This is a genomic window from Streptomyces yerevanensis, assembly GCF_000716805.1.
In the GTDB taxonomy this organism is placed as follows: domain Bacteria; phylum Actinomycetota; class Actinomycetes; order Streptomycetales; family Streptomycetaceae; genus Streptomyces; species Streptomyces flaveus.
Genome location: NZ_JNWJ01000014.1, coordinates 102,155 through 125,560 on the forward strand (window position 1 = coordinate 102,155; position 23,406 = coordinate 125,560).

The window sequence follows — 23,406 nt, forward strand, 5'->3', positions numbered from 1 at the left end:
GGAAGGCGCCGCGAGCGCCGGCAGTGCCGGGAGCCCGGGGGGACTCCCGGCACTGCGCCGTGCAGGGCAGTCGGGGACGGGCGGGGCGCCGAAAATCGCTGCCGCGTTGTCAGACCCCTGTGCGATGCTCGGCGTTGTGGAGACCAGGTCCGTCAGTCCGGTCTTCGTCGGTCGCGCCGACGAGCTGGACGTGCTGAACGACGCGCTCGCCCGCGCTGCCGGTGGGGGCACCTCCCAGGCGTTCAGCACTGGGGGAGAGCCACAGGCGTTGCTGGTCGGCGGTGAGGCGGGCGTCGGAAAGACGCGGCTCATCGAGGAATTCGCCGGCGCGGCCGACCGCGAGGGCGCTGTCGTGGCGCTCGGCGGCTGTGTCGAGATCGGCGCCGACGGGCTGCCGTTCGCCCCCTTCTCCACCGCCCTGCGCGCCCTGCGCCGCCAACTGCCCGACGAGCTGGCCGCCGCCGCGGCCGGGCAGGAGGAGGAGCTGGCCCGGCTGCTGCCCGAGCTGGGCGACACCTCGCGGGGGCGGCACGACGAGGAGGGCATGGCCCGCCTCTTCGAACTCACCGTCCGCCTCCTGGAGCGCGTCGCCGCCGAGCGCACGGTGGTCGTCCTCCTGGAAGACCTGCACTGGGCCGACGCCTCGACCCGCCACCTCCTCGCCTACCTCTTCCGTACGCTCCGCAGCGGCCGGCTCGTCGTCGTCGCCACCTATCGCGCCGACGACGTCCACCGCCGTCATCCGTTGCGTCCGCTGCTGGCCGAGCTGGACCGGCTGCGCACGGTCCGCCGTATCGAACTCGGCCGCTTCAGCCGCGCGGAAGTCGGCCGCCAGATCGCCGGAATCCTCGCCTCCGAGCCCACCCCGACCCTGGTCGACGAGATCTTCGAACGCTCCGACGGGAACGCCTTCTTCGTCGAGGAGCTCGCCGTAGCGGCGAGCGAGGGCTGCCGCACCGGCCTCACCGACTCCCTCCGCGACCTGCTCCTGGTCCGCGTCGAGAGCCTGCCCGAGAGTTCCCAGCGGGTCGCCCGGATCGTCGCGGAGGGCGGCTCCACCGTCGAGTACGGACTGCTCGCCGCCGTGGCGCAGCTCTCCGAGGACGATCTCATCGAGGCGCTGCGGGCCGCGGTGGGCGCCAACCTCCTGCTCGCGACACCCGACGGGGACGGCTACCGCTTCCGGCACTCCCTGGTGCGCGAGGCCGTCGCCGACGACCTGCTGCCCGGCGAGCGCTCCCGCCTCAACCGGCGGTACGCCGAAGCGCTGGAGGCCGACCCGACGCTCGTACCCGCCGATGAGCGCGCCGCCCGCCTGGCCAGCTACTGGTACCACGCGCACGACGCGGCCAAGGCCCTGCCCGCCGTCCTCGACGCCTCCGTGGCGGCCCGCCGCCGGCACGCCCACTCCGAGCAACTGCGGCTCCTGGAGCGGGCGATGGAGCTGTGGGACAGCGCCCCCGATGCTGTACGGGCCGAGCTGCGCCCCGTCGACTACGCCGAGGCCTATCCGCCCTGCGGCTGCGCCCCGACCCCTCAGTGCGGTTGCGACCCGGTCAACAAGCCGCTGACCTATCTCGACCTGATGGCCGAGGCGGCCGTCGCGGGCCGGCTCTGCGGGGAGCGCGAGCGCGCTCTGAAGATCACCAAGCGGGCTCTACAACTCATGGAGGGCGAGGGCGAGCCCCTGCGCGCCGCCTGGTTCTGGACCCAGCGCTCCCGACTGGTGCAGGCACTGGGCCGCGGCGACGGCTGGAAGGAACTCGGCACCGCCGAGGAACTGGTGCGAGGTCTGCCGCCCTCGGAGGTACACGCCGAGGTCCTGGCGACGGTCGCCGGCTGGTCCATGCTCCATACCCCGGGACCAGACGCTCTGACGGACGCCGAGCGCGCCGTGGAGTACGCGCGCATGGTGGGCGCCCGTGAGATCGAGCTGAACGCGCGGCTCACCCTCGGCGGACTCATGGTCGAAGCGGGGGACATCGAGGCGGGTCTCGCCGAGTTGTACGAGGTCCGGAGCCAGTCGGTGGAGCTCGGGGCGGCCCGGGAGGTGGGCCGCAGTTATGTGAACCTGCCAGCCACTCTGGAAGACATCGGCCGCTCCAAGGAGGCTGTCGGCATCCTGCGGGACGGTCTTGAACTCACCCGGAGAATGGGCCTGTTGGAGTCGGAGTCCTGGGTGTGGGACAACCTCTCGGATTCTCTCTACTCCCTGGGCCAGTGGGAGGAGGCCGGTCAGGCCGCGACGAACGCTCAGCATGCCCTCCCGAGCGCCAAGCCGCATGGCGGCGCGTGCCTGAGCTTGGCCGACATCGCGCTCGCCCGGGGAAATCTTGCCGAGGCGGGTCGCCACCTGGACGCCGCCCGCGACGCGTATGGCACCCACGACCCCATGCCGCGGAACTCCCTGCCGCTGGCCCGGCTCGCCCTCACTCTCGCCGCGGCCGAGGGCCGCCTCCCCGACGCCCGCGCCGAACTCGACCGCGCGCTGGAGGCCGGCCTCCCACCCGGCACCCAGCGCCACGGCTGGCCGCTGCTGCTCGCCGCCGCCACCGCGGAGGCCGACGCCCGCGGTCTGCCCGCCGCCGAACAGGGCCGCACCGAGTACGTCGAGCGCATCCGCGAGAGCGCCAAGCCGCTCGCCACGAACGTGCCGCTCTGGGGGGCGTACGAGCGTTGGGTGCGCGCCGAACTGCTGCGCGCCGAGGGCAGGGACACCACGGACGACTGGTCCGCCGCCGTGACCGCCTTCGAGCCGCTGGAGCGTCCCTACGACCTGGCCCGCGTCCGCCACCGCCTAGCCGGGTCCCTGCTGGCCTCCGGCCCTGGCGACGACGACGCCCGCGACCGTGCCACCGAGCTCCTGCGCCTGGCCGGAGCCGTCGCCGGCCACCTCCGCGCCCGCCCCCTCGCCGAGTCCGTCGCCCTGCTCGCCCAACGCGCCCGCCTCACCCTGACGCGCACCCCGGGGACCCCGGAGCGGACCGCCCTCACTCCCACCGACCCGGCCGAGGCGCTCGGCCTCACCAGCCGCGAGCGCGACGTCCTGCGCCTGGTCGCCGCCGGCCGCAGCAACCGCCGGATAGCCGAGGAACTCTTCATCTCCCCGAAAACGGCCAGTGTCCACGTCTCCAACATCCTCGCCAAGCTGAACGTCTCCGGCCGCGGCGAGGCAGCGGCACTGGCCCACCGGCTGCGGCTGTTCCCGCCGGAGACACCCGCTGCCAAAGCGGCAGGGTGACGCTTACGCTGTGAAGAACCCCGGGCCGAGGGAGGCGCCGTGTTCAACATGATCGAGCAGCTCTTCGCACCCGGCCGCAAGCACACCGAAGACGAGCGCAACCGGCTGGAGATGACCCGCGAGGACACCGGGGACGGCGATCCGGGGCGCGGGCCGATAGACCTCACGTCCGGGAAGGTCGTCGTACGCCTGCCTGCGCAGACGCCCGCGGAACCGGGCCCCGACGAGGGCTGAGAACAAGCCCGTCCGGAACCGCCCTACGTCACCTCCAGCTCAAGAATCTTGTCGTCCCCGTCCTCCGGGGACCCCCGGCCGTCCGTTTCGCTGGTGACCAGCCACAGCTTGTTGCCGCCCGCCGGGACCACCGTGCGCAGGCGGCCGTGTTCGCCCTCCAGGAAGGCCTGGGGGTCGGCCGCCGTCTCCGTGCCGCTGAGGGGGATGCGCCACAGGCGCTGGCCGCGCAGGCCCGCCATCCAGATGGAGCCCTCCGCGTAGGCGATGCCGCTGGGGGAGGCCTCGGCCACGCCCCACTGGGCGACCGGGTCGTGGAACTGGGAGTCGTCGGACTTGCCCTCGGCGTCCGGCCAGCCGTAGTTGTCGCCCGGCTCGATGTGGTTCAGCTCGTCCCAGGTCTGCTGGCCGAACTCGGAGGCCCACAGGCGCTTTTCGGAGTCCCAGGCCAGGCCCTGCACATTGCGGTGGCCGTAGGAGTAGACGGGGGAGTCGAAGGGATTGCCCGGAGCCGGCTCGCCATCCGGGGTCAGCCGGAGGATCTTGCCGCCCGTGGAGTTCCTGTCCTGGGCCAGCTCGGCTTCGTACCGCTCGCCCGTGCCGGCGTAGAGCATCTTGTCCGGGCCGAAGGCGATCCGCCCGCCGTTGTGATTCGTGCCCTTCGGGATGCCCCTGAACACCGTGTCGGGAGCGCCCAGTTGCTCACCCGCCGGCTTCTCCGCGTCGTACAGCATGCGCACGATGCGGTTGTCCGACGCCGAGGTGAAGTACGCGTAGACCATGTGGTCCGAGGCGTACTCCGGTGAGAGCGCGAGGCCCATCAGGCCGCCCTCGCCTGCGGCGGCGACGCCCGGCACCGTGCCCACCTCGGTCTTCTTGCCGCTCTCCGTGTCGACCTGCGTGATCGTCCCCTCGTCCCGCGAGGACACCAGCAGGCCGCCCTCGGGCAGGGGCGCGAGACCCCACGGCGTGTTCAGCCCCTCGGCGACGGTCCGCACGACCTCCACGGAGCCCTTCGCGGGCGGTGCCCCCTCGGTCGCCTGCCCCCCGGGCGAGGACCCCGACTCCGTACGACTGGGGGAGGCGTTCGCTCCGCCGTCCGACCCCTCCTCGTCGCCGGAAGAACAGCCGGCCGTCAGCAGGAGCGCGGCAGCGGCCAACACGGCCGTCACAGCTCGACGTTGCACGATCTGGATCCCTTCGACGCGGCAGGTTCTACTGTTCATACACCGCAACCGCCTCATAGGTTCCCGATCTCCGGACGCGAAGTCCGACGAGATCCGGACGCGCGTTACGGCGAGACCCTTACGCGGCCCTCGAACCACCCTCGCTCATCAAGCTGTGAGCCTGTGGCGCATTCGAGCCGGTGGTGCGTCTGAGCCCCTACTGCATCCCGCTCAGTCCCACGACCCCTGAGCCGAAGGCAGCTCCGCCACCTCCGCGAGATCCCGCGCCGACAGGCGCAGCCCGGCCGCCCCCGCGTTCTCGGCCGCCCACCGCTCCCGCTTGGCCCCCGGCACCGGCACCACATGCCGCCCCTGCGCGAGCACCCACGCGAGCGCCACCTGCGCCGGAGTGACCTCCTCGCCGCTCTCCTCCCCATGCCGCCGCGCGATACGGCGCAGACCGGCCACGATCGGCTGGTTCGCGGCCATCATCTCGGCCGTGAAGCGGGGATGCCGGGCGCGTACGTCATCGGGTTCGAAGCCCTCGCCGGGCGTGAGCGTGCCGGTCAGGAAGCCGTTGCCGAGCGGCATCGCGGCCAGGAAACCGATGCCGCGCGCCTCGCACCAGGGCAGCAGCCCGTCCAGTGCCTCCGGCGACCAGACCGACAGCTCGGCCTCCACGGCGCTCACCGGGAAGACCTGCTGCACCCGCTCCAGCTGCCGGATCGTTCCGTCGTGCAGGCGTGCCCCCGAGCGGCGGCCGGAGCGGGCGCCCACCGCGCACAGCCCGAGCGCCCGTACCTTCCCCGCCGTCACCAGCTCCGCCATCGCGCCCCAGGTCTCCTCGACGGGCACCTCGGGGTCGGCGCGATGCAGCTGGTACAGGTCGATGACGTCCGTCTGCAGCCGCCGCAGCGAGGCGTCGCAGGCCCGTTTCACATAGCCGGGACGGCCGTTGGCCACGATGTGCTGCTCACCGACCAGCAGCCCGCACTTGGTGGAGACGAAGGCCTCGGGGCGCCGCTCCTTGAGTACCCGGCCCAGCAGCAGCTCATTGGTGAACGGCCCGTACATGTCGGCGGTGTCGAGGAGGCTCGAGCCCCGGTCGAGGGCCGTGTGCAGGGTCCGCAGCGACTCGTCGCCCCGCTGCCGCGAAGCCGAGTACGCCCAGCTCATCGGCATGCATCCGAGCCCGACAGCCCCCACCTCGAGCGCCGCAGCCCCGATCGTCCTGCGCTCCACCTGGCCGTGCCTCCCTTTCCCGAGCCCCAAAACTAACCTCTGGGTCTGTCGATGCTTCGCCTAGCCTCCTGAGCATGACTTCCGAAGTGTGGCTCCCCTTCGACCCAGCCGACATCGATGGCCTCCCCGAAGGCCTCGACTACCGCTTCTGGGACGGTGAGCAGGACTTTCCCGCCGACCCCGCCGACTGCGCGTTCTATGTCGTGCCCTACATGAAGAGCAGCGAGATCTCGGTGCGTCCGATGGCCGAAATGACGTCCGTACGGGTCGTGCAGACGATGTCGGCCGGAATCGACCACGTCCAGCCGGGCCTCGGACTGCTCCCCAAGGGCGTGCAGTTGTGCAACGCGCGCGGGGTGCACGACGCCAGTACGGCCGAGCTCACGCTGACGCTGATCCTCTCCTCACTGCGGGGCGTCCCCGACTTCGTACGCGGACAGGACCGCGAGGAGTGGCGGTCCGGGTTCCGGCCGGCGCTCGCCGACAAGTCCGTTCTGATCGTCGGATACGGCTCGGTCGGCGCCGCGATCGAGGACCGGCTCGCGCCCTTCGAGGTCGCGCGGGTGGCGCGCGTCGCGCGCTCCGCACGTGAGACGGAGCGCGGTCCCGTGCATCCGATCACCGCACTGCCCGAACTCCTCCCGGACGCCGACGTCGTGGTGCTCATCACCCCCCTCACCGAGCAGACGAAGGGCCTGGCGGGCGCCGGCTTCCTGGCGCGGATGAAGGACGGCGCACTGCTGGTGAACGTCGCCCGCGGCGGTGTCGTCGACACGAAGGCGCTGCTCGCCGAGCTGGAAAGCGGCCGGATCCGAGCGGCTCTTGACGTCACCGATCCCGAACCGCTGCCCAAGGGACACCCGTTGTGGCATGCGCCGGGCGTGCTCATCAGTCCGCATGTGGGGGGTCCGACATCCGCGTTTCTTCCGCGGGCCAAGCGGCTCCTGGTGGACCAGTTCCATCGATTTGTGAACCGGGAGCCGATGCGAAACGTGGTCCTTACGACGGGCGCGTAGCCTCTGCGACCACCCTCCGCAGTCCCCCGACTGCGGTGGGTTCACGTATCACCGCTGGTCGTCACGGAGAGTAGAGGGACTATGTCCCTGAGTGACGGAACTGGTGTATCGTCCGGACAGGGGATGCGCCGCACACCGGACGGCGCCGGGGACGAGACGTGGACTGTGAGGGGGGCGACGGGCGATGTACGGCCTATGGACCAACGATCCGAAGCGGCGGGGCCGCCGACGGCAAATCCCGCGCGCACCACGCAAAAGCGGCCACGGCCACCTTCACCACCGCAGGCCCAGTGGTCGCAGGCGGCACGCGCCTCCACCTTCGAACCGGCTTCGCACGGCTCGGTCGGGAGGACCTCCTTCGGCAAGCCGGGACCAGAGGGACTCGGGGGCGGCACGGACCGGAGGGACACAGTGAGTTCCCAGGGGGCGCTGCTGGCCCGTCGCCCGCTCGCCGACTCCGGCACAAGCCTGGTCCCGCAAGTGGTGCTGGCCCTGGTGTGCGCGGCGTACACCATCGGCTGCGTGTTCAACTGGGGCTCGCAGACGCTCGCGTTGATCATGGGTGACTTCGGGCTGAGCGCGGCAGCCGCCGCCGCGGCCGTCTCCTGCTTCCTCGCCGCCCAGCCCGGCCGCAGCCGCTTTCGGCCCGCCTGGCTGCTGTTCGCCCTCTCCTCCGCGATGACGGCGGCGGGCAACTTCCTCTGGGGCTGGTACGAGATCGTCCTGTCCCGCCCGATACCCAGTCCCAGTTACGCCGACCTCTTCTTCCTGTGCTTCGCACCGCCGGCCATCGTGGGACTGCTCGTGTTCGCCAAACGGCCCGTGACCAAGTCCGGCTGGATCTGCCTGGCGCTGGACGCCTGGCTCATCGGCGGCTCGCTGCTCACGCTCTCCTGGAGCCTCGCGCTCGCCCAGGCGGCCAAGGCCGGGGGGCCGAGTGTCGCGCACACCGCGCTGTCGCTGGGGTACCCCCTGCTGGACATCGCCCTGATCAGCATGGTGCTGGTGCTGCACTTCAGGCGATCGCCCGTCCACAGGTCCGCGGTGAACACCGCGATCGGCGCCCTCGCCCTGACGGTGATGTGCGACGCGCTGTTCACCTCACCGCTGCTGCACAACGACTACCGCTCGGGCCAGTTGCTCGACGCCGGCTGGTTCGCCGGTTCGCTGCTGCTCGCCTACGCCCCCTGGGTGGGGCACCGAAACGGCCAGGCGGAAACGGAAGAAGAGGGACACACGCGCGTGGTGGTCGGCTATGTGCCGGGGCCCCGACCGGGACAAGCGGCACCCCTGCCGGAACAACCGGCCCAGGTGCCCCTCCAGGAAGGAGGTCTCAGCCGGCATCCGGCGGGCCGGCCCATCGCCGGTTCGCTCGCGGCACTCACGCCCTATCTGGCCGCGGCCGTCTGCACGTTGGGCATTCTCTACAACGTGCTCAACGGCCGCAGCGTCGACCGCGTGGTGCTCATCACCGGTGGCACGGTCGTACTCGCCCTCGTCGTACGCCAGGGCATCATGCTGCTCGACAACATCACCCTCACCCAGGAACTGGCCCAGAAGGAGAACCACTTCCGCTCCCTGGTGCAGGGCTCCAGCGACGTCATCATGATCGCCGCGCCGAACGGCATCCTCCAGTACGTCAGCCCGGCCGCCGCCGGAGTCTACGGCCGGCCCGCGGAGGAGCTCGAAGGGACCGAACTCGCCTCGCTCATCCACCCGGAGGACCTGGGCTGCGTGGTGCACGAAGTGCGCCGCTTCCTCGCCGCCGGCCCCGGCAAGGAACCCACCACCCGCATCGAGTGCCGCTTCAGGTCCGGCGACGGCGGCTGGCTCAACGTCGAGTCGACCGTCAACCGGCACCACGGCGGCCTCATCCTCAACAGCCGTGACGTGACCGAACGGGTGCGCCTGCAGGCCCAGTTGCAGCACAACGCCGAGCACGACCCGCTCACCGACCTGCCCAACCGCGCCCTGTTCACCCAGCGCGTCCAGCAGGCGCTCTCCGGCCGCCGCTCCTCCGACCGCGGCACCGCCGTTCTCTTCATCGACCTCGACGGCTTCAAGGCCGTGAACGACACGATCGGGCACCAGGCAGGCGATGAGCTGCTCGTCCAGGCCGCCCGCAGACTCCAGGACGCCGTACGGCAGGGGGACACCGCCGCCCGGCTCGGCGGCGACGAGTTCGCGGCCCTCATCGTCGGCGACGGCACCCGCGACCGCACCGCGCGTGAACGCCATATCTTCGAGCTCGCCGACCGGCTCCGCGTCACCCTCTCGCAGCCGTACTCCATCGACGGCAACGACGTCCGGGTGGCCGCCTCCATCGGCGTCGCCTTCGCCGAACCGGGCCTCGGCGCGGGCGAGTTGCTGCGCAACGCCGACCTGGCGATGTATCGCGCCAAGGCGGCGGGCAAGGGCCGCGTCGAGCTGTACGCGCCACAGATGCAGCAGGACGTCGTACGCAAGGCGGAGCTCGCGACCCGGCTGCGGGCCGCGCTGCACGACGGCGAGTTCGCGCTGCTGCACCAGCCGGTGGTCTGTCTCGACACCGGCCGGATCGCGACGGTCGTCGCGCAGGCGCGCTGGCGCTCGGCCCAGGGCGCGCTGCTCACGCCCGCCGACTTCCTGCGCGTGTCCGAGGACAGCGACCGCACCGCCGAGCTGGGCCGCTGGGTGCTGGAGGAGGCCATCGAGCAGGCCGCCGAGCGCGGTGCCACCGGGCTCGGTGTGCCCGTCGCCGTCCGGATGAGCGCCGGCCGGCTCCTCGACCGGTCGATGCCCCTCAGCTCCGTTGAAGCCCTGCTGACCCGGCACGGCGTGGCCTCCGGCGCCCTGGTCATCGAACTGGCCGAGACGGATCCCCGGGTCTCCTTCGACGAGTTGGAGCGCCGCCTGAGCGCGCTCAGGCGCCTCGGCGTCCGGATCGCCCTGGACGGCTTCGGCAGCGGCTACGCGGCTATCACCGCGCTACGGCGCCTCCCCGTCGACGTACTGAAGCTCGACCGCTCTCTGGTTGAGGGCGTCGTCGAGTCGGCCCGGCTGCACAAGATCACCGGTGGGCTGCTCCGTATCGCTCGTGATCTCGGGCTGCAGTCGGTGGCCGACGGAGTTGACCGGCCCGAGCAGGTCGCCGCGCTGCGCGAGATGGGCTGCACCCATGGCCAGGGCATGGCGTTCTCCGAACCGCTCGACGAGGTCCGGCTGCGCCGCGCACTGGCCTCCGGCCACTACCCCGTGCCCGGTCGCCCGGCCGAGCCGGTCCTCGTCAGTGGCTCGGTGGCCGGGGTCTACGCAGGTGGAGGCTCCGGTGCCTATACGGTCAGCGGCTCTCCGGGGGCGTACGCCACAGGGACGGCCCTGCGCTCACATAATGAGACTCCCGTCCCACCCACTTGACAGGCACAGTATGCCGGGGAGAGGGTCTGTGCCATGCGCACCCGAATTCTCGTACTTGGAAAGCGCGTCGGCTGAGCTGGGAACGACCGGATCGATGATCCGGAACTCCCAGCGACCGCACCCGACGCGCTCCCCTCGCTTGCCTCACGGCACGAGGGGTTTTTTGTTGCACCAACACCAGTCGAACTTCGTACAAACTTCGCAAAAACCCTCAGCATCGAGAAGAGAATGCCGATGACCGAGCAGGCCACCGGGGCCCACCATCCGCAGCCGCGGCCCCGTTCCTCAGGGCAGCCGTCCGCGCCCGAGCACGTCACGGGTGCGCAGTCCCTCATCCGCTCTCTCGAGGAGGTCGGGGCCGAGACGGTATTCGGCATTCCCGGCGGTGCGATCCTCCCGGCCTACGACCCGATGATGGACTCCAAGCGGGTGCGGCACGTGCTGGTCCGCCACGAGCAGGGCGCCGGCCACGCGGCCACCGGGTACGCGCAGGCCACCGGCAAGGTCGGCGTCTGCATGGCGACGTCCGGGCCCGGCGCGACCAACCTGGTGACGCCGATCGCGGACGCGCACATGGACTCGGTGCCGCTGGTCGCGATCACCGGCCAGGTCGCGTCCAAGGCGATCGGCACGGACGCCTTCCAGGAGGCGGACATCGTCGGCATCACGATGCCGATCACCAAGCACAACTTCCTCGTCACCAAGGCCGAGGACATCCCGCGGACCATCGCGGAGGCGTTCCACATCGCCGCCACCGGCCGCCCGGGGCCGGTCCTCGTCGACATCGCCAAGGACGCCCTCCAGGCGCGTACGACCTTCCAGTGGCCGCCCGCCCACGACCTGCCCGGCTACCGCCCGGTGACCAAGCCGCACGCCAAGCAGATCCGCGAGGCCGCCAAGCTGATCACCGCCGCCAAGCGGCCCGTCCTGTACGTCGGCGGCGGCGTCATCAAGGCCGGCGCGACCGCCGAGCTGAAGGTCCTCGCAGAACTCACCGAAGCGCCCGTCACCACCACCCTGATGGCGCTCGGCTCATTCCCCGACAGCCACCCGCTGCACGTGGGAATGCCGGGCATGCACGGTTCGGTCACCGCCGTCACCGCGCTGCAGAAGGCCGACCTGATCGTCGCCCTCGGAGCCCGCTTCGACGACCGCGTCACCGGCAAGCTGGACAGCTTCGCCCCGTACGCCAAGATCGTCCACGCCGATATCGACCCGGCCGAGATCGGCAAGAACCGCGCCGCCGACGTGCCGATCGTCGGGGACGCCCGCGAGGTCATCGCCGACCTGATCCAGGCCGTGCAGAAAGAGCACAGCGAGGGCAACACCGGCGACTACAGCGCCTGGTGGAAGGACCTGAGCCGCTGGCGCGACAACTACCCGCTCGGCTACGACCAGCCCGACGACGGCTCGCTCTCGCCGCAGCAGGTCATCGAGCGCATCGGTCAACTCGCCCCGGAGGGGACGATCTTCGCGGCGGGCGTGGGCCAGCACCAGATGTGGGCCGCGCACTTCATCCAGTACGAGAAGCCCTCGACCTGGCTCAACTCCGGCGGCGCCGGAACGATGGGCTACGCGGTCCCGGCCGCCATGGGAGCCAAGGCGGGGCGTCCGGACCGTACGGTCTGGGCTGTCGACGGCGACGGCTGCTTCCAGATGACCAATCAGGAACTCACCACCTGCGCCCTGAACAACATCCCGATCAAGGTCGCCATCATCAACAACGGCGCCCTCGGAATGGTCCGCCAGTGGCAGACCCTCTTCTACAACCAGCGCTACTCCAACACCGTGCTGCACTCCGGCCCCGAGGCGGACAGCGTGGGATCCAACAGCGGCTCCCCCGCGGCGCCGAGCGCGGGCACCCGCGTCCCCGACTTCGTGAAGCTGTCGGAGGCCATGGGCTGCCACGCGATCCGCTGTGAGTCCCTGGACGACCTGGACAAGGTCATCGAAGAGGCGAACTCCATCAACGACCGCCCGGTCGTCGTCGACTTCATCGTCCACGAGGACGCGATGGTCTGGCCGATGGTCGCCGCCGGCACCTCGAACGACACGATCATGGCCGCCCGGGACGTCCGCCCCGACTTCGGCGACAACGAAGACGACTGAGCGAGAGAGACCACACAGAAATGTCCAAGCACACGCTCTCCGTCCTGGTCGAGAACAAGCCAGGTGTCCTCGCCCGGATCACCGCCCTGTTCTCCCGCCGCGGCTTCAACATCGACTCGCTCGCCGTCGGAGTCACCGAGCACCCCGAGATCTCCCGTATCACCATCGTGGTGAACGTGATCGAGGACCTGCCGCTCGAACAGGTGACGAAGCAGCTCAACAAGCTCGTCAACGTCCTGAAGATCGTCGAACTCGAGCAGGGCTCGGCCGTTCAGCGGGAACTCGTTCTGGTGAAGGTCCGCGCCGACAACGAGACCCGCTCCCAGATCGTCGAGATCGTCCAGCTGTTCCGCGCCAAGACCGTGGACGTCTCCCCGGAGGCCGTCACCATCGAGGCCACCGGCTCCAGCGACAAGCTGGAGGCCATGCTCAAGATGCTGGAACCCTTCGGCATCAAGGAACTCGTCCAGTCCGGCACCATCGCGATCGGCCGCGGCGCGCGTTCGATCACGGACCGGTCGCTGCGTGCGCTGGATCGTTCCGCGTAATTCTTGATACGGGCGGTCGCGCCCCCAAACAGGGGGGCCTGCCGCCCGTATTCCGAGACCCGGAAACTTCCCTTCCCCTCACCGTCATACGGTGGGACGCAACACCTGTACTCCCGAGGAGAGAACCCAAAGTGGCCGAGCTGTTCTACGACGCTGACGCCGACCTGTCCATCATCCAGGGCCGCAAGGTCGCGGTCATCGGCTACGGCAGCCAGGGCCACGCCCACGCGCTGTCGCTGCGCGACTCGGGTGTCGACGTCCGCGTCGGTCTGCACGAGGGCTCCAAGTCCAAGGCGAAGGCCGAGGAGCAGGGGCTGCGCGTGGTGACCCCGTCGGAGGCCGCCACCGAGGCCGACGTCATCATGATCCTGGTGCCGGATCCGATCCAGGCGCAGGTCTACGAGGAGTCCATCAAGGACAACCTCAAGGACGGCGACGCGCTGTTCTTCGGCCACGGCCTGAACATCCGCTTCGACTTCATCAAGCCCCCGGCGAACGTCGACGTCTGCATGGTCGCCCCCAAGGGCCCGGGTCACCTCGTGCGCCGCCAGTACGAGGAGGGCCGCGGCGTTCCGTGTATCGCGGCCGTCGAGCAGGACGCCACCGGCAGCGCCTTCGAGCTGGCCCTCTCGTACGCCAAGGGCATCGGCGGCACCCGCGCCGGCGTCATCAAGACGACCTTCACCGAGGAGACCGAGACCGACCTGTTCGGTGAGCAGGTCGTCCTGTGCGGTGGTACGGCCGCGCTGGTCAAGGCCGGTTTCGAGACGCTGACCGAGGCCGGCTACCAGCCGGAGATCGCGTACTTCGAGTGCCTGCACGAGCTGAAGCTGATCGTGGACCTCATGTACGAGGGCGGCCTGGACAAGATGCGCTGGTCGATCTCCGAGACCGCCGAGTGGGGCGACTACGTCACCGGCCCGCGGATCATCACGGATGCCACCAAGGCCGAGATGAAGAAGGTCCTCGCCGAGATCCAGGACGGCTCCTTCGCCCGCGAGTGGATGGCCGAGTACCACGGCGGTCTGAAGAAGTACAACGAGTACAAGACCCAGGACGAGAACCACCTCCTGGAGACCACTGGCAAAGAGCTGCGCAAGCTGATGAGCTGGGTCAATGACGACGAGGCGTAAGCCGTAGGCACGGGGGCCGCAGCGACTTGCTGCGGCCCCTTCGCCGAACCTCCGGTAACCGCTCGTCCGCGGCGCGCAGCCACGGACGGGTGATCCTTCCGCGGAGGCGCAGGACGTCCTCCCGCGCGGCACTAGACTGCTGCACTACATACGCGTCGGGCCCACAGCGTCGTGCGTCTTCCACGCGGCAATCCCTCCACCGCATGCGGCCGTCGGGACGGCCGTCCGCATTGGACTTGTGAGGACTCACGTGAGCACTGCTGCCAACGGCAAACCGGTCGTACTCATCGCTGAAGAACTGTCGCCCGCGACCGTCGACGCCTTGGGCCCGGACTTCGAGATCCGGCACTGCAACGGAGCGGACCGAGCCGAACTGCTCCCCGCCATCGCCGAGGTCGACGCGATCCTGATCCGCTCCGCCACCAAGGTCGACGCCGAGGCCATCGCGGCCGCCGGCAAGCTCAAGGTCGTCGCACGAGCCGGCGTCGGCCTGGACAACGTCGACGTCTCGTCCGCCACCAAGGCCGGCGTGATGGTCGTCAACGCGCCGACCTCCAACATCGTCACGGCCGCCGAGCTCGCCTGCGGCCTGCTCCTGGCCACCGCGCGCCACATTCCGCAGGCCAACACGGCGCTCAAGAACGGCGAGTGGAAGCGCTCCAAGTACACGGGCGTCGAGCTCGCCGAGAAGACCCTCGGTGTCGTCGGCCTCGGCCGCATCGGCGCCCTCGTCGCACAGCGCATGTCGGCCTTCGGCATGAAGGTCGTGGCGTACGACCCGTATGTGCAGCCCGCGCGGGCCGCGCAGATGGGCGTGAAGGTCCTCTCCCTCGACGAGCTGCTCGAGGTCTCGGACTTCATCACCGTGCACCTGCCCAAGACCCCTGAGACCCTCGGCCTCATCGGCCACGACGCGCTGCACAAGGTCAAGCCGTCGGTGCGGATCGTGAACGCCGCGCGTGGCGGGATCGTCGACGAGGAGGCGCTGTACTCGGCGCTCAAGGAGGGCCGCGTCGCGGGCGCCGGCCTCGACGTGTACGCGAAGGAGCCCTGCACGGACTCCCCGCTCTTCCAGTTCGACCAGGTCGTCTGCACCCCGCACCTCGGGGCGTCCACGGACGAGGCGCAGGAGAAGGCGGGCATCGCGGTCGCCCGTTCCGTGCGGCTCGCGCTCGCCGGTGAGCTCGTCCCGGACGCGGTGAACGTCCAGGGCGGCGTCATCGCCGAGGACGTCAAGCCGGGTCTGCCGCTCGCCGAGAACCTCGGCCGCATCTTCACCGCCCTCGCGGGCGAGGTCGCGGCCCGCCTCGACGTCGAGGTGTACGGCGAGATCACCCAGCACGACGTCAAGGTCCTCGAACTCTCCGCTCTGAAGGGCGTGTTCGAGGATGTCGTCGACGAGACCGTGTCGTACGTCAACGCTCCGCTGTTCGCGCAGGAGCGGGGCGTCGAGGTGCGGCTGACCACCAGCTCGGAGTCGCCGGACCACCGCAATGTGGTGACGGTGCGCGGCACGCTCGGCGACGGCGAGGCGGTGTCGGTCTCCGGCACGCTGGCCGGACCGAAGCACCACCAGAAGATCGTCGCGGTGGGTGAGTACGACGTGGATCTCGCCCTCGCGGACCACATGGTCGTCTTCAAGTACGTCGACCGCCCGGGCGTCGTCGGCACCCTCGGCCGGATCCTCGGCGAGGCCGGCATCAACATCGCCGGCATGCAGGTCGCTCGTACGGACCTGGGTGGCGAGGCACTGGCGATCCTGACGGTGGACGACACGGTTCCGCAGAACGTGCTCAATGAGCTGGCCGAGGAGATCGGCGCGACGTCGGCTCGGTCGGTCAACCTCGTGTGAGGTTGTCCGCCACCTGGGGGCTCCGCCCCCAGACCCCCGTATCGGCCTGAACGGCCTCGTCCTCAAACGCCGGACGGGCTTGAAGGTGCCGGGCGGGCTGGATTTCCAGCCCGCCCGGCGTTTTTGTGTGGGGCCGCCCTCAGAGGGCCGTCGTCAGACGAGGGCAGCCTTATCGCACTCGCACTCCGTGGCCTTCGTCTCGCGGACCCGTACTCGCCGCAGTGTCACCGATGCCAGGACCGCCGCCCCCAGCAGGAGCACCGTCGCGGCGATCGCAGCCGCCTGCATTCCGTCGGTGAAGGCCTCGCGGGCCGCTGTTACGAGGGCTTCGCCCGTGCGGCCTGGTAGTTGCCGGGCCACGGCGAGTGCGCCGCCGAGCGTCTCGTGGGCCGGGCCCGGAGCCGAGGCCGGGATCCCGTCGCGGTACACCGCGGTGCCGATGGAGCCGAGAGCCGCCATGCCCAGCGCCCCTCCGAACTCCGCGCCGGTCTCCAGGACCGAGGAGGCGGTGCCGGCCTTCTCCACCGGTACTGTGCTCAGCGCCAGGTCCATCATCTGGGACATCACGACGACGATCCCGGAGGCGATGACCGCGGCCCCGCCCAGCACCAGCCACATCGAGTCCGTACCGGAGACGGTCAGCATCCCGTAACCGCAGGCGGCGACCACGAAGCCCCCGGCGACGACGTGCGCACGGTTCACCCCCCGCTGCACCAGCTGCGCGGCGACCGGCGCGGCGATCCCGACCGCTGTGCTGGGCAGCAGCCCCCACAGCGCGGCCTCCATGGAGCTCTTGCCGAGGACCGACTGGAGGTACTGCGTGGTGAAGTACGCCGAGCCCATCATCGCGAACATGGAGAGCAGGTTCAGCGAGACGGCGGGGGCGAAGCCGCGGCCGCGGAAGAGGGTGGGCGAGATCATCGGGGAGGCGATGGTGCGCTGTCGGTGGACGAAGAGGGCGGCGAAGAGCAGGCCGACGGTCACCGAGATGACGTAGCGGACGTTCCAGCCCTCCGAGGAGATCTCCTTGAGGCCGTAGATCACCGGCAGGACGGCGGCCATGGACAGCGGCACGCTCAGCAGGTCGAAGCGGCCCGGCGCCGGGTTCCTGGACTCGGGGAGCAGAATCGGGCCGAGGATCAGCAGCAGCACCATCGCGGGCAGGTTCACCAAGAAGACCGAGCCCCACCAGAAGTGCTGGACGAGGAAGCCGCTCATCACCGAGCCGAGTGCGATGCCGGCCGTCATGACGCCCGACCACAGGCCGATCGCCTTGGCGCGCTGGGCCTGGTCCGTGAACATCGTGCGGATGAGCGCCATCGTCGACGGCATCAGAGTCGCCCCGCCGATGCCGAGCACCGCACGGGCCGCGATCAGCGTCTCGGCACTGTTCGCGTAGGCCGCCACCAGCGAGGCCGCGCCGAAGGCCGCCGCGCCGATCAGGAGCAGCCTGCGACGGCCGATGTGGTCGCCCAGCGAGCCCATCGTCATCAGCAGTCCGGCGAGCACGAAGGCGTACATGTCGAAGATCCACAGCTGCTGGGTGCCGGACGGCTCCAGGTCGGCGCTGATGTCCGGGATCGCGAAGTAGAGGACGGAGACGTCCATCCCGACCAGGAGCAGCGGCAGCATCAGGACACCGGTCGCGAACCATTCGCGGCGGCCGGCAAGGGGCGCGGGGTCGGTGGTCGTGCTCGTCGGATTCGTCATGCCGAGCAATGTACGAGCGTCTTAAACGTTTGTCTAGAACGATTGTGTAAATCGACCGTATAGGACGGTCGTATGGATCGGAGTAGGGTGGCCCGCATGGGACACCGTGAGGATCTGCTCGAAGGCGCCAAGCGCTGCCTGCTGGCGAAGGGCTTCGTGCGCACGACCGCGCGCGACATCGTCAAGGAGTCGGGGACGAACCTGGCGTCGATCGGCTACCACTACGGCTCGAAGGACGCGTTGCTGGCAGAGGCCTACCTCGCGCTGGTCGGCGAGCTCTCCGACGCCTTCGAGGGCGACGGGACCGCCGAGAGCGCCACCGCACCCGGCTCCGTCGAGCGCTTCCAGGAGGCGTGGTCGAACATCATCGACACCATGCGGGGGCCCGGTTCGATGTGGCGGCTCAGCGTGGAGATCGTGGCCATGGGGGATCAGCTGCCCGCGGTGCGCGACCATCTGGCGTCGCAGCAGCGGGACGCCGAGCGCGCTCTCGTGGCGCTGTTCATGGGGGTGCCGGAGGATGAGATCCCCGACAAGACCCTGGACACGCTCGGAAGGTTCTACACGACGCTGATGACGGGCCTCATCGCACAGTGGAACTTCGACCCCGAGCACGCGCCCGACGCCGACGCGCTCACCGAAGGGCTGCGTCAGGTGATGGAGGCTGCCACTCGGAAATGATGCTCCCGTCCCGCATCTCCGCGACCCGGTCGCAGAAGTGGCGTACGAGCGCCATGTCGTGGCAGATGAACAGGTAGCCCAGGCCCAGGCGTTCCTGTAGTTCGGCCAGGAGGTTCAGGATTCCCGCGCGCAGGGACGGGTCGAGGGCGGAGACCGGTTCGTCGAGGATCAGGAGCTTGGGCTCGCAGGCCAACGCTCGGGCGATACCGGCGCGTTGGCACTGCCCGCCGGACAGCTCGTGCGGGCGGCGGTCGCCGTGGGCCGGGTCCAGGCCGACCTGTTCCAGCAGCTCGGCCACGCGGGCGGGGCCGGTTGCGCGGTCCCAACTCCCTTGTACGCGCAGGGGTTCCGCGATGGCGTCGCGGATCCGGTGGCGGGGGCTGAGTGATCCGTACGGGTCCTGGAAGACGGGTTGCATGGTCTGCCGCAGCGGCCGGAGCCGCCGCTCGTCCATCGCGGTCAACTCCTGCCCGTCGAACCAGACTTCGCCGCTGTCGGGGCGGCGCAGTTGCAGTACGGCCATGGCGGTGGACGACTTGCCGCAGCCCGACGGGCCGATGAGGCCGAGCGTCTCGCCGGGGGCGATGTCGAAGGAGGCGTGGTCCACGGCGGTGCGGGTGCCGTGGCGGACGACGAGATCGCGTACGTCCAGGAGGGGGCTCACCTGGCTCGCTCGGCTCACATCGCTCACACGGTCTCCAGGAACAACTCGGCGGGGCTGTCGGGCAGTTCGCGCCAGCGGTGACAGGCGACGGTGCGGCCGTCGTGGGTCTCGGGTTCGGGTTGCTCCGTACGGCAGCGGGTGGCGTCCGCCAGGGGGCAGCGGGGGGCGAAGGCGCAGCCGGGTGGAAGGTCGGTGGGGGCGGGCGGAGCTCCGGCGATTGCGGGGAGTCGTCGGAGTCGTGTGCTCCTGACGGGGCGCGCCTCCGGCACCGACGCCAACAGCCCCGCCGTATACGGCGCCCGTGGCCGCGCGAACACCTCATCCACCGGCCCCGCCTCGACCAACCGCCCCGCGTACATCACCACCATCCGGTCCGCGTGCTCCCGTACCGTCGCGAGGTCGTGCGTGACCAGGACGAGGGACGCGCCGGCGGCGCCCGTCCTGGTGGCCAGCAGGTCGAGGACCTGCTTCTGCGTTTCCGGGTCCTGGGCCGTCGTCGGTTCGTCGGCGATGACCAGGTCCGGCTGGTGGAGCATCGCCATGGCGATGACCGCCCGTTGGCGCATGCCGCCGGAGAACTCGTGCGGATACGCCCGCGCCTTGTCCGCCGCGATGCCGACCTCCTCCAGCGCGGCCACCGCACGGGCCCGCGCCTCCTTGCGGGAGGCGCGGTCCACGGACCGTACGGCGGCGGCGAGTTGGTCGGCCACCTGGTGTACGGGGGAGAGGGCCGAGAGCGCGTCCTGGGGGACGAGGGCGACGCGGCGGCCCCAGAGGGCGGAGCGTACGGAGCGGGGGGCGTCGACGAGTTCGTCCGCGCCCAGTCGTACGCTCCCCGTCACTGTCGCCCCGCGCGGCGGCATGCCCAGCAGTGCCCGCGCCGTCAGCGACTTGCCCGCGCCCGACTCGCCCACCACGGCGAGGACTTCGCCCTCGTGTACGTCGAAGGAGAGGCCCCGTACCGCTTCGACGGCGCCGAAGGAGATGCGCAAGTCCCGTACGGAGAGGAGGACTTCAGTACTCGGTGTACTCGGCGTGCTCATCGGACGGGCTCCTTGAGAGACTCCTTGACGGACCCCTGGACGGACTCCTTGGGGGAACGGAACGAGGCAAAGGCGACAGCGAACCGGCCCCGCCCCGAAGCCGAACCAGCCCGGGCCGCGCCCCCAGCACCCCCCGCATCCCTCTCCGCATAAGCCGCCAACGACACCGCAAGACCCGCCATCACCGCCAGCGCGACCGCCGGAGCCAGCGCCGCCCACGGAGCCCGTTCCACATACGCGCGGGACTCGTCAAGCAGCAGCCCCCACTCCGGAGCGGGCGGCTGGGCGCCCAGGCCCAGGAAGCCCAGGGAGGCCAGGGCCAGGGCGATGCCCGGCAGGCGCAGGATGGCGTGGCGGGCGACCGGGGCCGTCACGGAGGGCAGCACGTGACGCGTGAGGATCCACCACGGCGTTGCGCCGATGGCCCGTTGGGCGTGCAGGAACGTCGAGGCGCGCACCTCCTGCACCAGTGCCGCCGCGTGGGCCGCCAGCGGAGGCCAGGAGATCAGGGCCACCGCGAGCGCCGCGCCGCCCGTGCCGGGGCCCGCTGCCGCCGCGACGAGGATGCCGACGATCACCGGCGGCAGCGCGTTGGCGATGTCCGAGGAGCCCGTGGCCACGGACGGCAGGAAGCCGAGGGCGAGCGCGAGGAGCAGGCTGACCAGGCAGACCGCGGCGGCCGTGCCGACCGTCGACGCAGCCCCGTGCCCGAGCCGGGCCAGCACGTCACGGCCGAGCCCGTCCGTGCCGAGCGGGTACGCCCACGACGGCGCCTGGAGGCGGGCGGTCGTGTCCACGGCGTACGGATCGCGCAGCAGCCCCCAGCCGATACAGGTCAGCAGTACGACTCCGAGCGCCACCGGAACGGCCGGATGCGCCCGGACCGGACGGGCCGCGGGCAGCGTCAGCCCCGCGTCCCGCAGTGCCGGGCCCAGCAGCCGGCGCCGTACGAGGGCCGCGAGCGCACCCGCGACCAGGCCCAGTGTGAGCAGCGCGAGGACCGAACCCTGGAGCAGCGGCAGGTCCTGCGACTTGGCCGCCCCCAGCGCCGTACGTCCGATGCCGGGCACCGCGAACACGACCTCCACGGCGACCGCCCCGCCCGTAAGACCGACGGCGACCATGCCGAACTGCGGTACCAGCGGCGGCAGTACACGCCGCAGCGCGGCGGCCGAGATCCGCGCCTGACTGACCCCCGCACCCCGCCACAGCTCCACCCACCGCTCCTCCAGAACGGCGGGCAGCGCGTCGGCGACCAGACGGCCGAGCAGACCGCCCGCGGGGATACCCAGGGCGAGGGCGGGCAGCACCATGTACTGCGGGCCCGCCCAGCCGGAGGTCGGCAGCCAGCCCAGCCACACCCCGCCCACCAGCAACGCGAGCGTGGCGAGCAGGAATTCGGGGAGCGCGGCGAGCATCGCGGCGAACGAGCCGGCCGACCCCCGGCCGCGTACGAGCACAGGCGCGACCAGGACGCAGGTGATCAGCAGTGCGACGCCGAGGGCGGCGCCCATCAGGGACAGCGACACCTGGAGCCCGGCCACCACCGACGGCAGTACGTCGGTGCCCGACACCCAGGAGGTGCCGAGGTCGCCGCGAAGCAGTCCGGAGGCCCAGTCCCCCAGCAGGGAAAGGGGACCCGCGCCCAGTCCGAGGTCCTCGCGGATCGCGGACAGCGCCTCCTCGGTCGCCTCCTGCTCGGCGGACCGGGCGCGCAGCACGGTGAGCGCGGGGTCGCGGCCGGAGAGCCAGGGGAGCAGTCCGACGGTGGCGAGGACGGCCGCGAGGCAGCCGAGCCGGGTGAGTCCGGCCCGGCTGCCCGGTGTTCTCGCCGCCTTCAACAGGCATGCCACGAGCGTCACTTGACGTAGGTGTCCTTCGTGATCAGCTCACGCTCCCGCGGGTCGTGCGTGACATCGACGACACCGGCCGCGTCGCCCTGGATGACCCGCTCGTGCAGCATGGGGATGGCGGCGTCGGTGGCGAGCACCGCGGCCTCCGCCTCGATGACGGCCTTGCGGCGCGCGTCACCGGCCTTGGTCGCGGAGGCCTTGTCCAGAGCCGCGTCGACGGTCTTGTCGGAGAGCTGGGAGATGTTGAAGGAACCCTTGGAGCCGAAGTCGCTGTAGAGGTACGCGGCCGGGTCACCCGAGTCGAGGATCGTCGCCCGGGACAGGATGAAGGCGTCGAACTCGCCCGCCAGCGCGTCGGATTCGATGTTCGCGTACTCGCGGACGTCCAGCTTCACCTTGAACCCGGCCTTCTGGAGCTGCTGTTGCAGTGTCTGGGCCACCTCGGGCAGTTCGGCGCGGTCGGTGAACGTACCGATGGTGATGGACTTCCCGGCCGGGTCACCGGCCTTGGCGCGCTTGACCGGCGTACGCAGGTCGGCGGCCCACGGCAGCGCGGGCCCGAGCAGCCCTTCGGCGACGTCGGCGCGGTCCTCGTACACGCCCTTGACGATCGACTCGGCGTCGATGGCCTCGCGGGCGGCGGCCCTCAACGCGGCGTCCTGGAAAGGACCTTCGGAGGTGTTCAGGTACAGGGTGTTGGTGCGCGGCATCGGCACCTCGGTGATCTGGTCCTCCTCGAGCAGCGCGGCCTGCGAGACCGGCACCGCCTCGACGACGTCGGCCTCGCCGCTGCGCAGGGCGGCGGCGCGGGCGGTGCCGTCCGGCACGAACTTGACGTCGATTCCGGGGGACTTGGCCTTGCCGCCCCAGTAGTCGTCGTAGCGGTCGAGGGACGCGGAGGACGTGCCGTTCACCTTCTTCAGCTCGAAGGGACCGGTGCCCGCGCCGAGGGGGTTGACCGTCTTCCCCTCGTACGCCTTCGCCGCCAGGATCGACAGCTGCGGCGAGCTCATCCGCTGCGGGACGAGCGGGTCCTCGGTGCCGGTGGTGACGGCGACCGAGTCGCCCTCGGCCTTCACCGTCAGGTCCACGCCGTCGAGGATGCGGGGCTTGGGGGAGGCGCCGGCGGCCTCGGTGAGCGACCGTACGACGGCCTCGGCGGTGAGCTTCGTACCGTCGTGGAAGGTCACGCCGTCCCGTATCTCGAAGGTCCAGGTCTTGCCGTTCTGCTGCCACTTGGTGGCGAGTGCGGGTTCGGCGTCACCTTCCACGTCGAGCTTGACGAGCGTCTCGGCGGTCGACCAGCGGGACAGCTTGAACGCGTCGTCGGACAGCGGCGAGAGCCCGGAGCGCGGCGGCAGCATGTGCGCGACGCGTACCCGCTTCTCGCCGCCCTCGGCGGAGCTGTCCGAAGCGGCCCCCGAGAAGCAGCCGGTGAGCAGGGCGGAGGCGGCGGCGACCGCGGACACGGGGAGAAGGCGGGCGGGCAGACGCACGGGACCCTCCGGTAAAGGGGTGGTC

General features: G+C 70.8%; 16 protein-coding genes. 9 read left to right on the forward strand and 7 right to left on the reverse strand.

Going from position 1 to position 23,406, the window contains the following annotated elements:
- The first annotated feature begins 124 nt into the window (after positions 1-124).
- Both OP79_RS16790 and OP79_RS16795 read left to right on the forward strand, forming a co-directional pair.
- Positions 125-3,241 carry a helix-turn-helix transcriptional regulator gene (locus tag OP79_RS16790; protein ID WP_033321027.1) on the forward strand — a complete coding sequence of 1,039 codons (3,117 nt, stop codon included), beginning with the start codon at positions 125-127 and terminating at the stop codon, positions 3,239-3,241.
- A gap of 39 nt (positions 3,242-3,280) precedes the next feature.
- Positions 3,281-3,475 carry a DUF6191 domain-containing protein gene (locus tag OP79_RS16795; protein WP_033321028.1) on the forward strand — a complete coding sequence of 65 codons (195 nt, stop codon included), beginning with the start codon at positions 3,281-3,283 and terminating at the stop codon, positions 3,473-3,475.
- A gap of 23 nt (positions 3,476-3,498) precedes the next feature.
- Here OP79_RS16795 and OP79_RS16800 read toward each other — a convergent pair whose 3' ends face one another.
- Both OP79_RS16800 and OP79_RS16805 read right to left on the reverse strand, forming a co-directional pair.
- The gene (locus OP79_RS16800; protein ID WP_078491834.1) at positions 3,499-4,698 is read right to left on the reverse strand and encodes a PQQ-dependent sugar dehydrogenase; all 1,200 of its coding nucleotides are present in this window, start codon (positions 4,696-4,698) and stop codon (positions 3,499-3,501) included.
- Positions 4,699-4,869: 171 nt separating this feature from the next.
- Complete coding sequence (locus OP79_RS16805; protein WP_033321030.1) at positions 4,870-5,880, reverse strand: aldo/keto reductase; 1,011 nt, start codon at positions 5,878-5,880, stop codon at positions 4,870-4,872.
- Positions 5,881-5,954: 74 nt separating this feature from the next.
- On the opposite strand from OP79_RS16805, the gene OP79_RS16810 reads away from it, so the two are divergent.
- From OP79_RS16810 to serA, 6 genes are all read left to right on the forward strand, one after another.
- Positions 5,955-6,896, forward strand: coding sequence for a 2-hydroxyacid dehydrogenase (locus OP79_RS16810; protein ID WP_078491835.1), 942 nt, complete (start codon positions 5,955-5,957; stop codon positions 6,894-6,896).
- Between the two features lie 411 nt (positions 6,897-7,307).
- Positions 7,308-10,292 (forward strand): putative bifunctional diguanylate cyclase/phosphodiesterase, encoded by a 2,985-nt coding sequence (locus OP79_RS16815; RefSeq protein ID WP_051744711.1) that lies wholly within the window; start codon positions 7,308-7,310, stop codon positions 10,290-10,292.
- Positions 10,293-10,520: 228 nt separating this feature from the next.
- Positions 10,521-12,401 carry an acetolactate synthase large subunit gene (locus tag OP79_RS16820; protein ID WP_033321033.1) on the forward strand — a complete coding sequence of 627 codons (1,881 nt, stop codon included), beginning with the start codon at positions 10,521-10,523 and terminating at the stop codon, positions 12,399-12,401.
- Between the two features lie 20 nt (positions 12,402-12,421).
- Positions 12,422-12,949 carry an acetolactate synthase small subunit gene (ilvN, locus tag OP79_RS16825; protein ID WP_033321034.1) on the forward strand — a complete coding sequence of 176 codons (528 nt, stop codon included), beginning with the start codon at positions 12,422-12,424 and terminating at the stop codon, positions 12,947-12,949.
- Positions 12,950-13,080: 131 nt separating this feature from the next.
- The gene (gene ilvC, locus OP79_RS16830; RefSeq protein WP_033321035.1) at positions 13,081-14,082 is read left to right on the forward strand and encodes a ketol-acid reductoisomerase; all 1,002 of its coding nucleotides are present in this window, start codon (positions 13,081-13,083) and stop codon (positions 14,080-14,082) included.
- Between the two features lie 250 nt (positions 14,083-14,332).
- Positions 14,333-15,934 carry a phosphoglycerate dehydrogenase gene (gene serA, locus OP79_RS16835; RefSeq protein ID WP_033321036.1) on the forward strand — a complete coding sequence of 534 codons (1,602 nt, stop codon included), beginning with the start codon at positions 14,333-14,335 and terminating at the stop codon, positions 15,932-15,934.
- A gap of 153 nt (positions 15,935-16,087) precedes the next feature.
- On the opposite strand, the gene OP79_RS16840 is transcribed toward serA, so the two are convergent.
- Positions 16,088-17,644, reverse strand: a complete 1,557-nt coding sequence (locus OP79_RS16840) for an MFS transporter (RefSeq protein ID WP_033321181.1) — start codon at positions 17,642-17,644, stop codon at positions 16,088-16,090.
- 96 nt (positions 17,645-17,740) lie between these two features.
- On the opposite strand from OP79_RS16840, the gene OP79_RS16845 reads away from it, so the two are divergent.
- The gene (locus OP79_RS16845; protein WP_033321037.1) at positions 17,741-18,325 is read left to right on the forward strand and encodes a TetR/AcrR family transcriptional regulator; all 585 of its coding nucleotides are present in this window, start codon (positions 17,741-17,743) and stop codon (positions 18,323-18,325) included.
- On the opposite strand, the gene OP79_RS16850 is transcribed toward OP79_RS16845, so the two are convergent.
- The 4 genes from OP79_RS16850 to OP79_RS16865 are packed head-to-tail and all read right to left on the reverse strand — an operon-like array spanning position 18,279 to position 23,381.
- Positions 18,279-19,016 (reverse strand): ABC transporter ATP-binding protein, encoded by a 738-nt coding sequence (locus OP79_RS16850; RefSeq protein WP_245685350.1) that lies wholly within the window; start codon positions 19,014-19,016, stop codon positions 18,279-18,281. The two genes, OP79_RS16845 and OP79_RS16850, sit on opposite strands and share 47 nt — an antisense overlap.
- A complete protein-coding gene (locus OP79_RS16855) occupies positions 19,013-20,032 on the reverse strand; it encodes an ABC transporter ATP-binding protein (protein ID WP_033321039.1) in 1,020 nt (339 codons plus the stop codon). Before OP79_RS16855 ends, OP79_RS16850 begins: the two co-directional genes overlap by 4 nt.
- Entirely contained in the window at positions 20,029-21,894 is a 1,866-nt protein-coding gene (locus tag OP79_RS16860) for an ABC transporter permease subunit (protein ID WP_245685351.1), read from the reverse strand. The genes OP79_RS16855 and OP79_RS16860 overlap by 4 nt, the downstream gene beginning before the upstream one ends.
- A complete protein-coding gene (locus OP79_RS16865; RefSeq protein WP_033321040.1) occupies positions 21,891-23,381 on the reverse strand; it encodes an ABC transporter substrate-binding protein in 1,491 nt (496 codons plus the stop codon). Before OP79_RS16865 ends, OP79_RS16860 begins: the two co-directional genes overlap by 4 nt.
- Positions 23,382-23,406 lie beyond the last annotated feature (25 nt).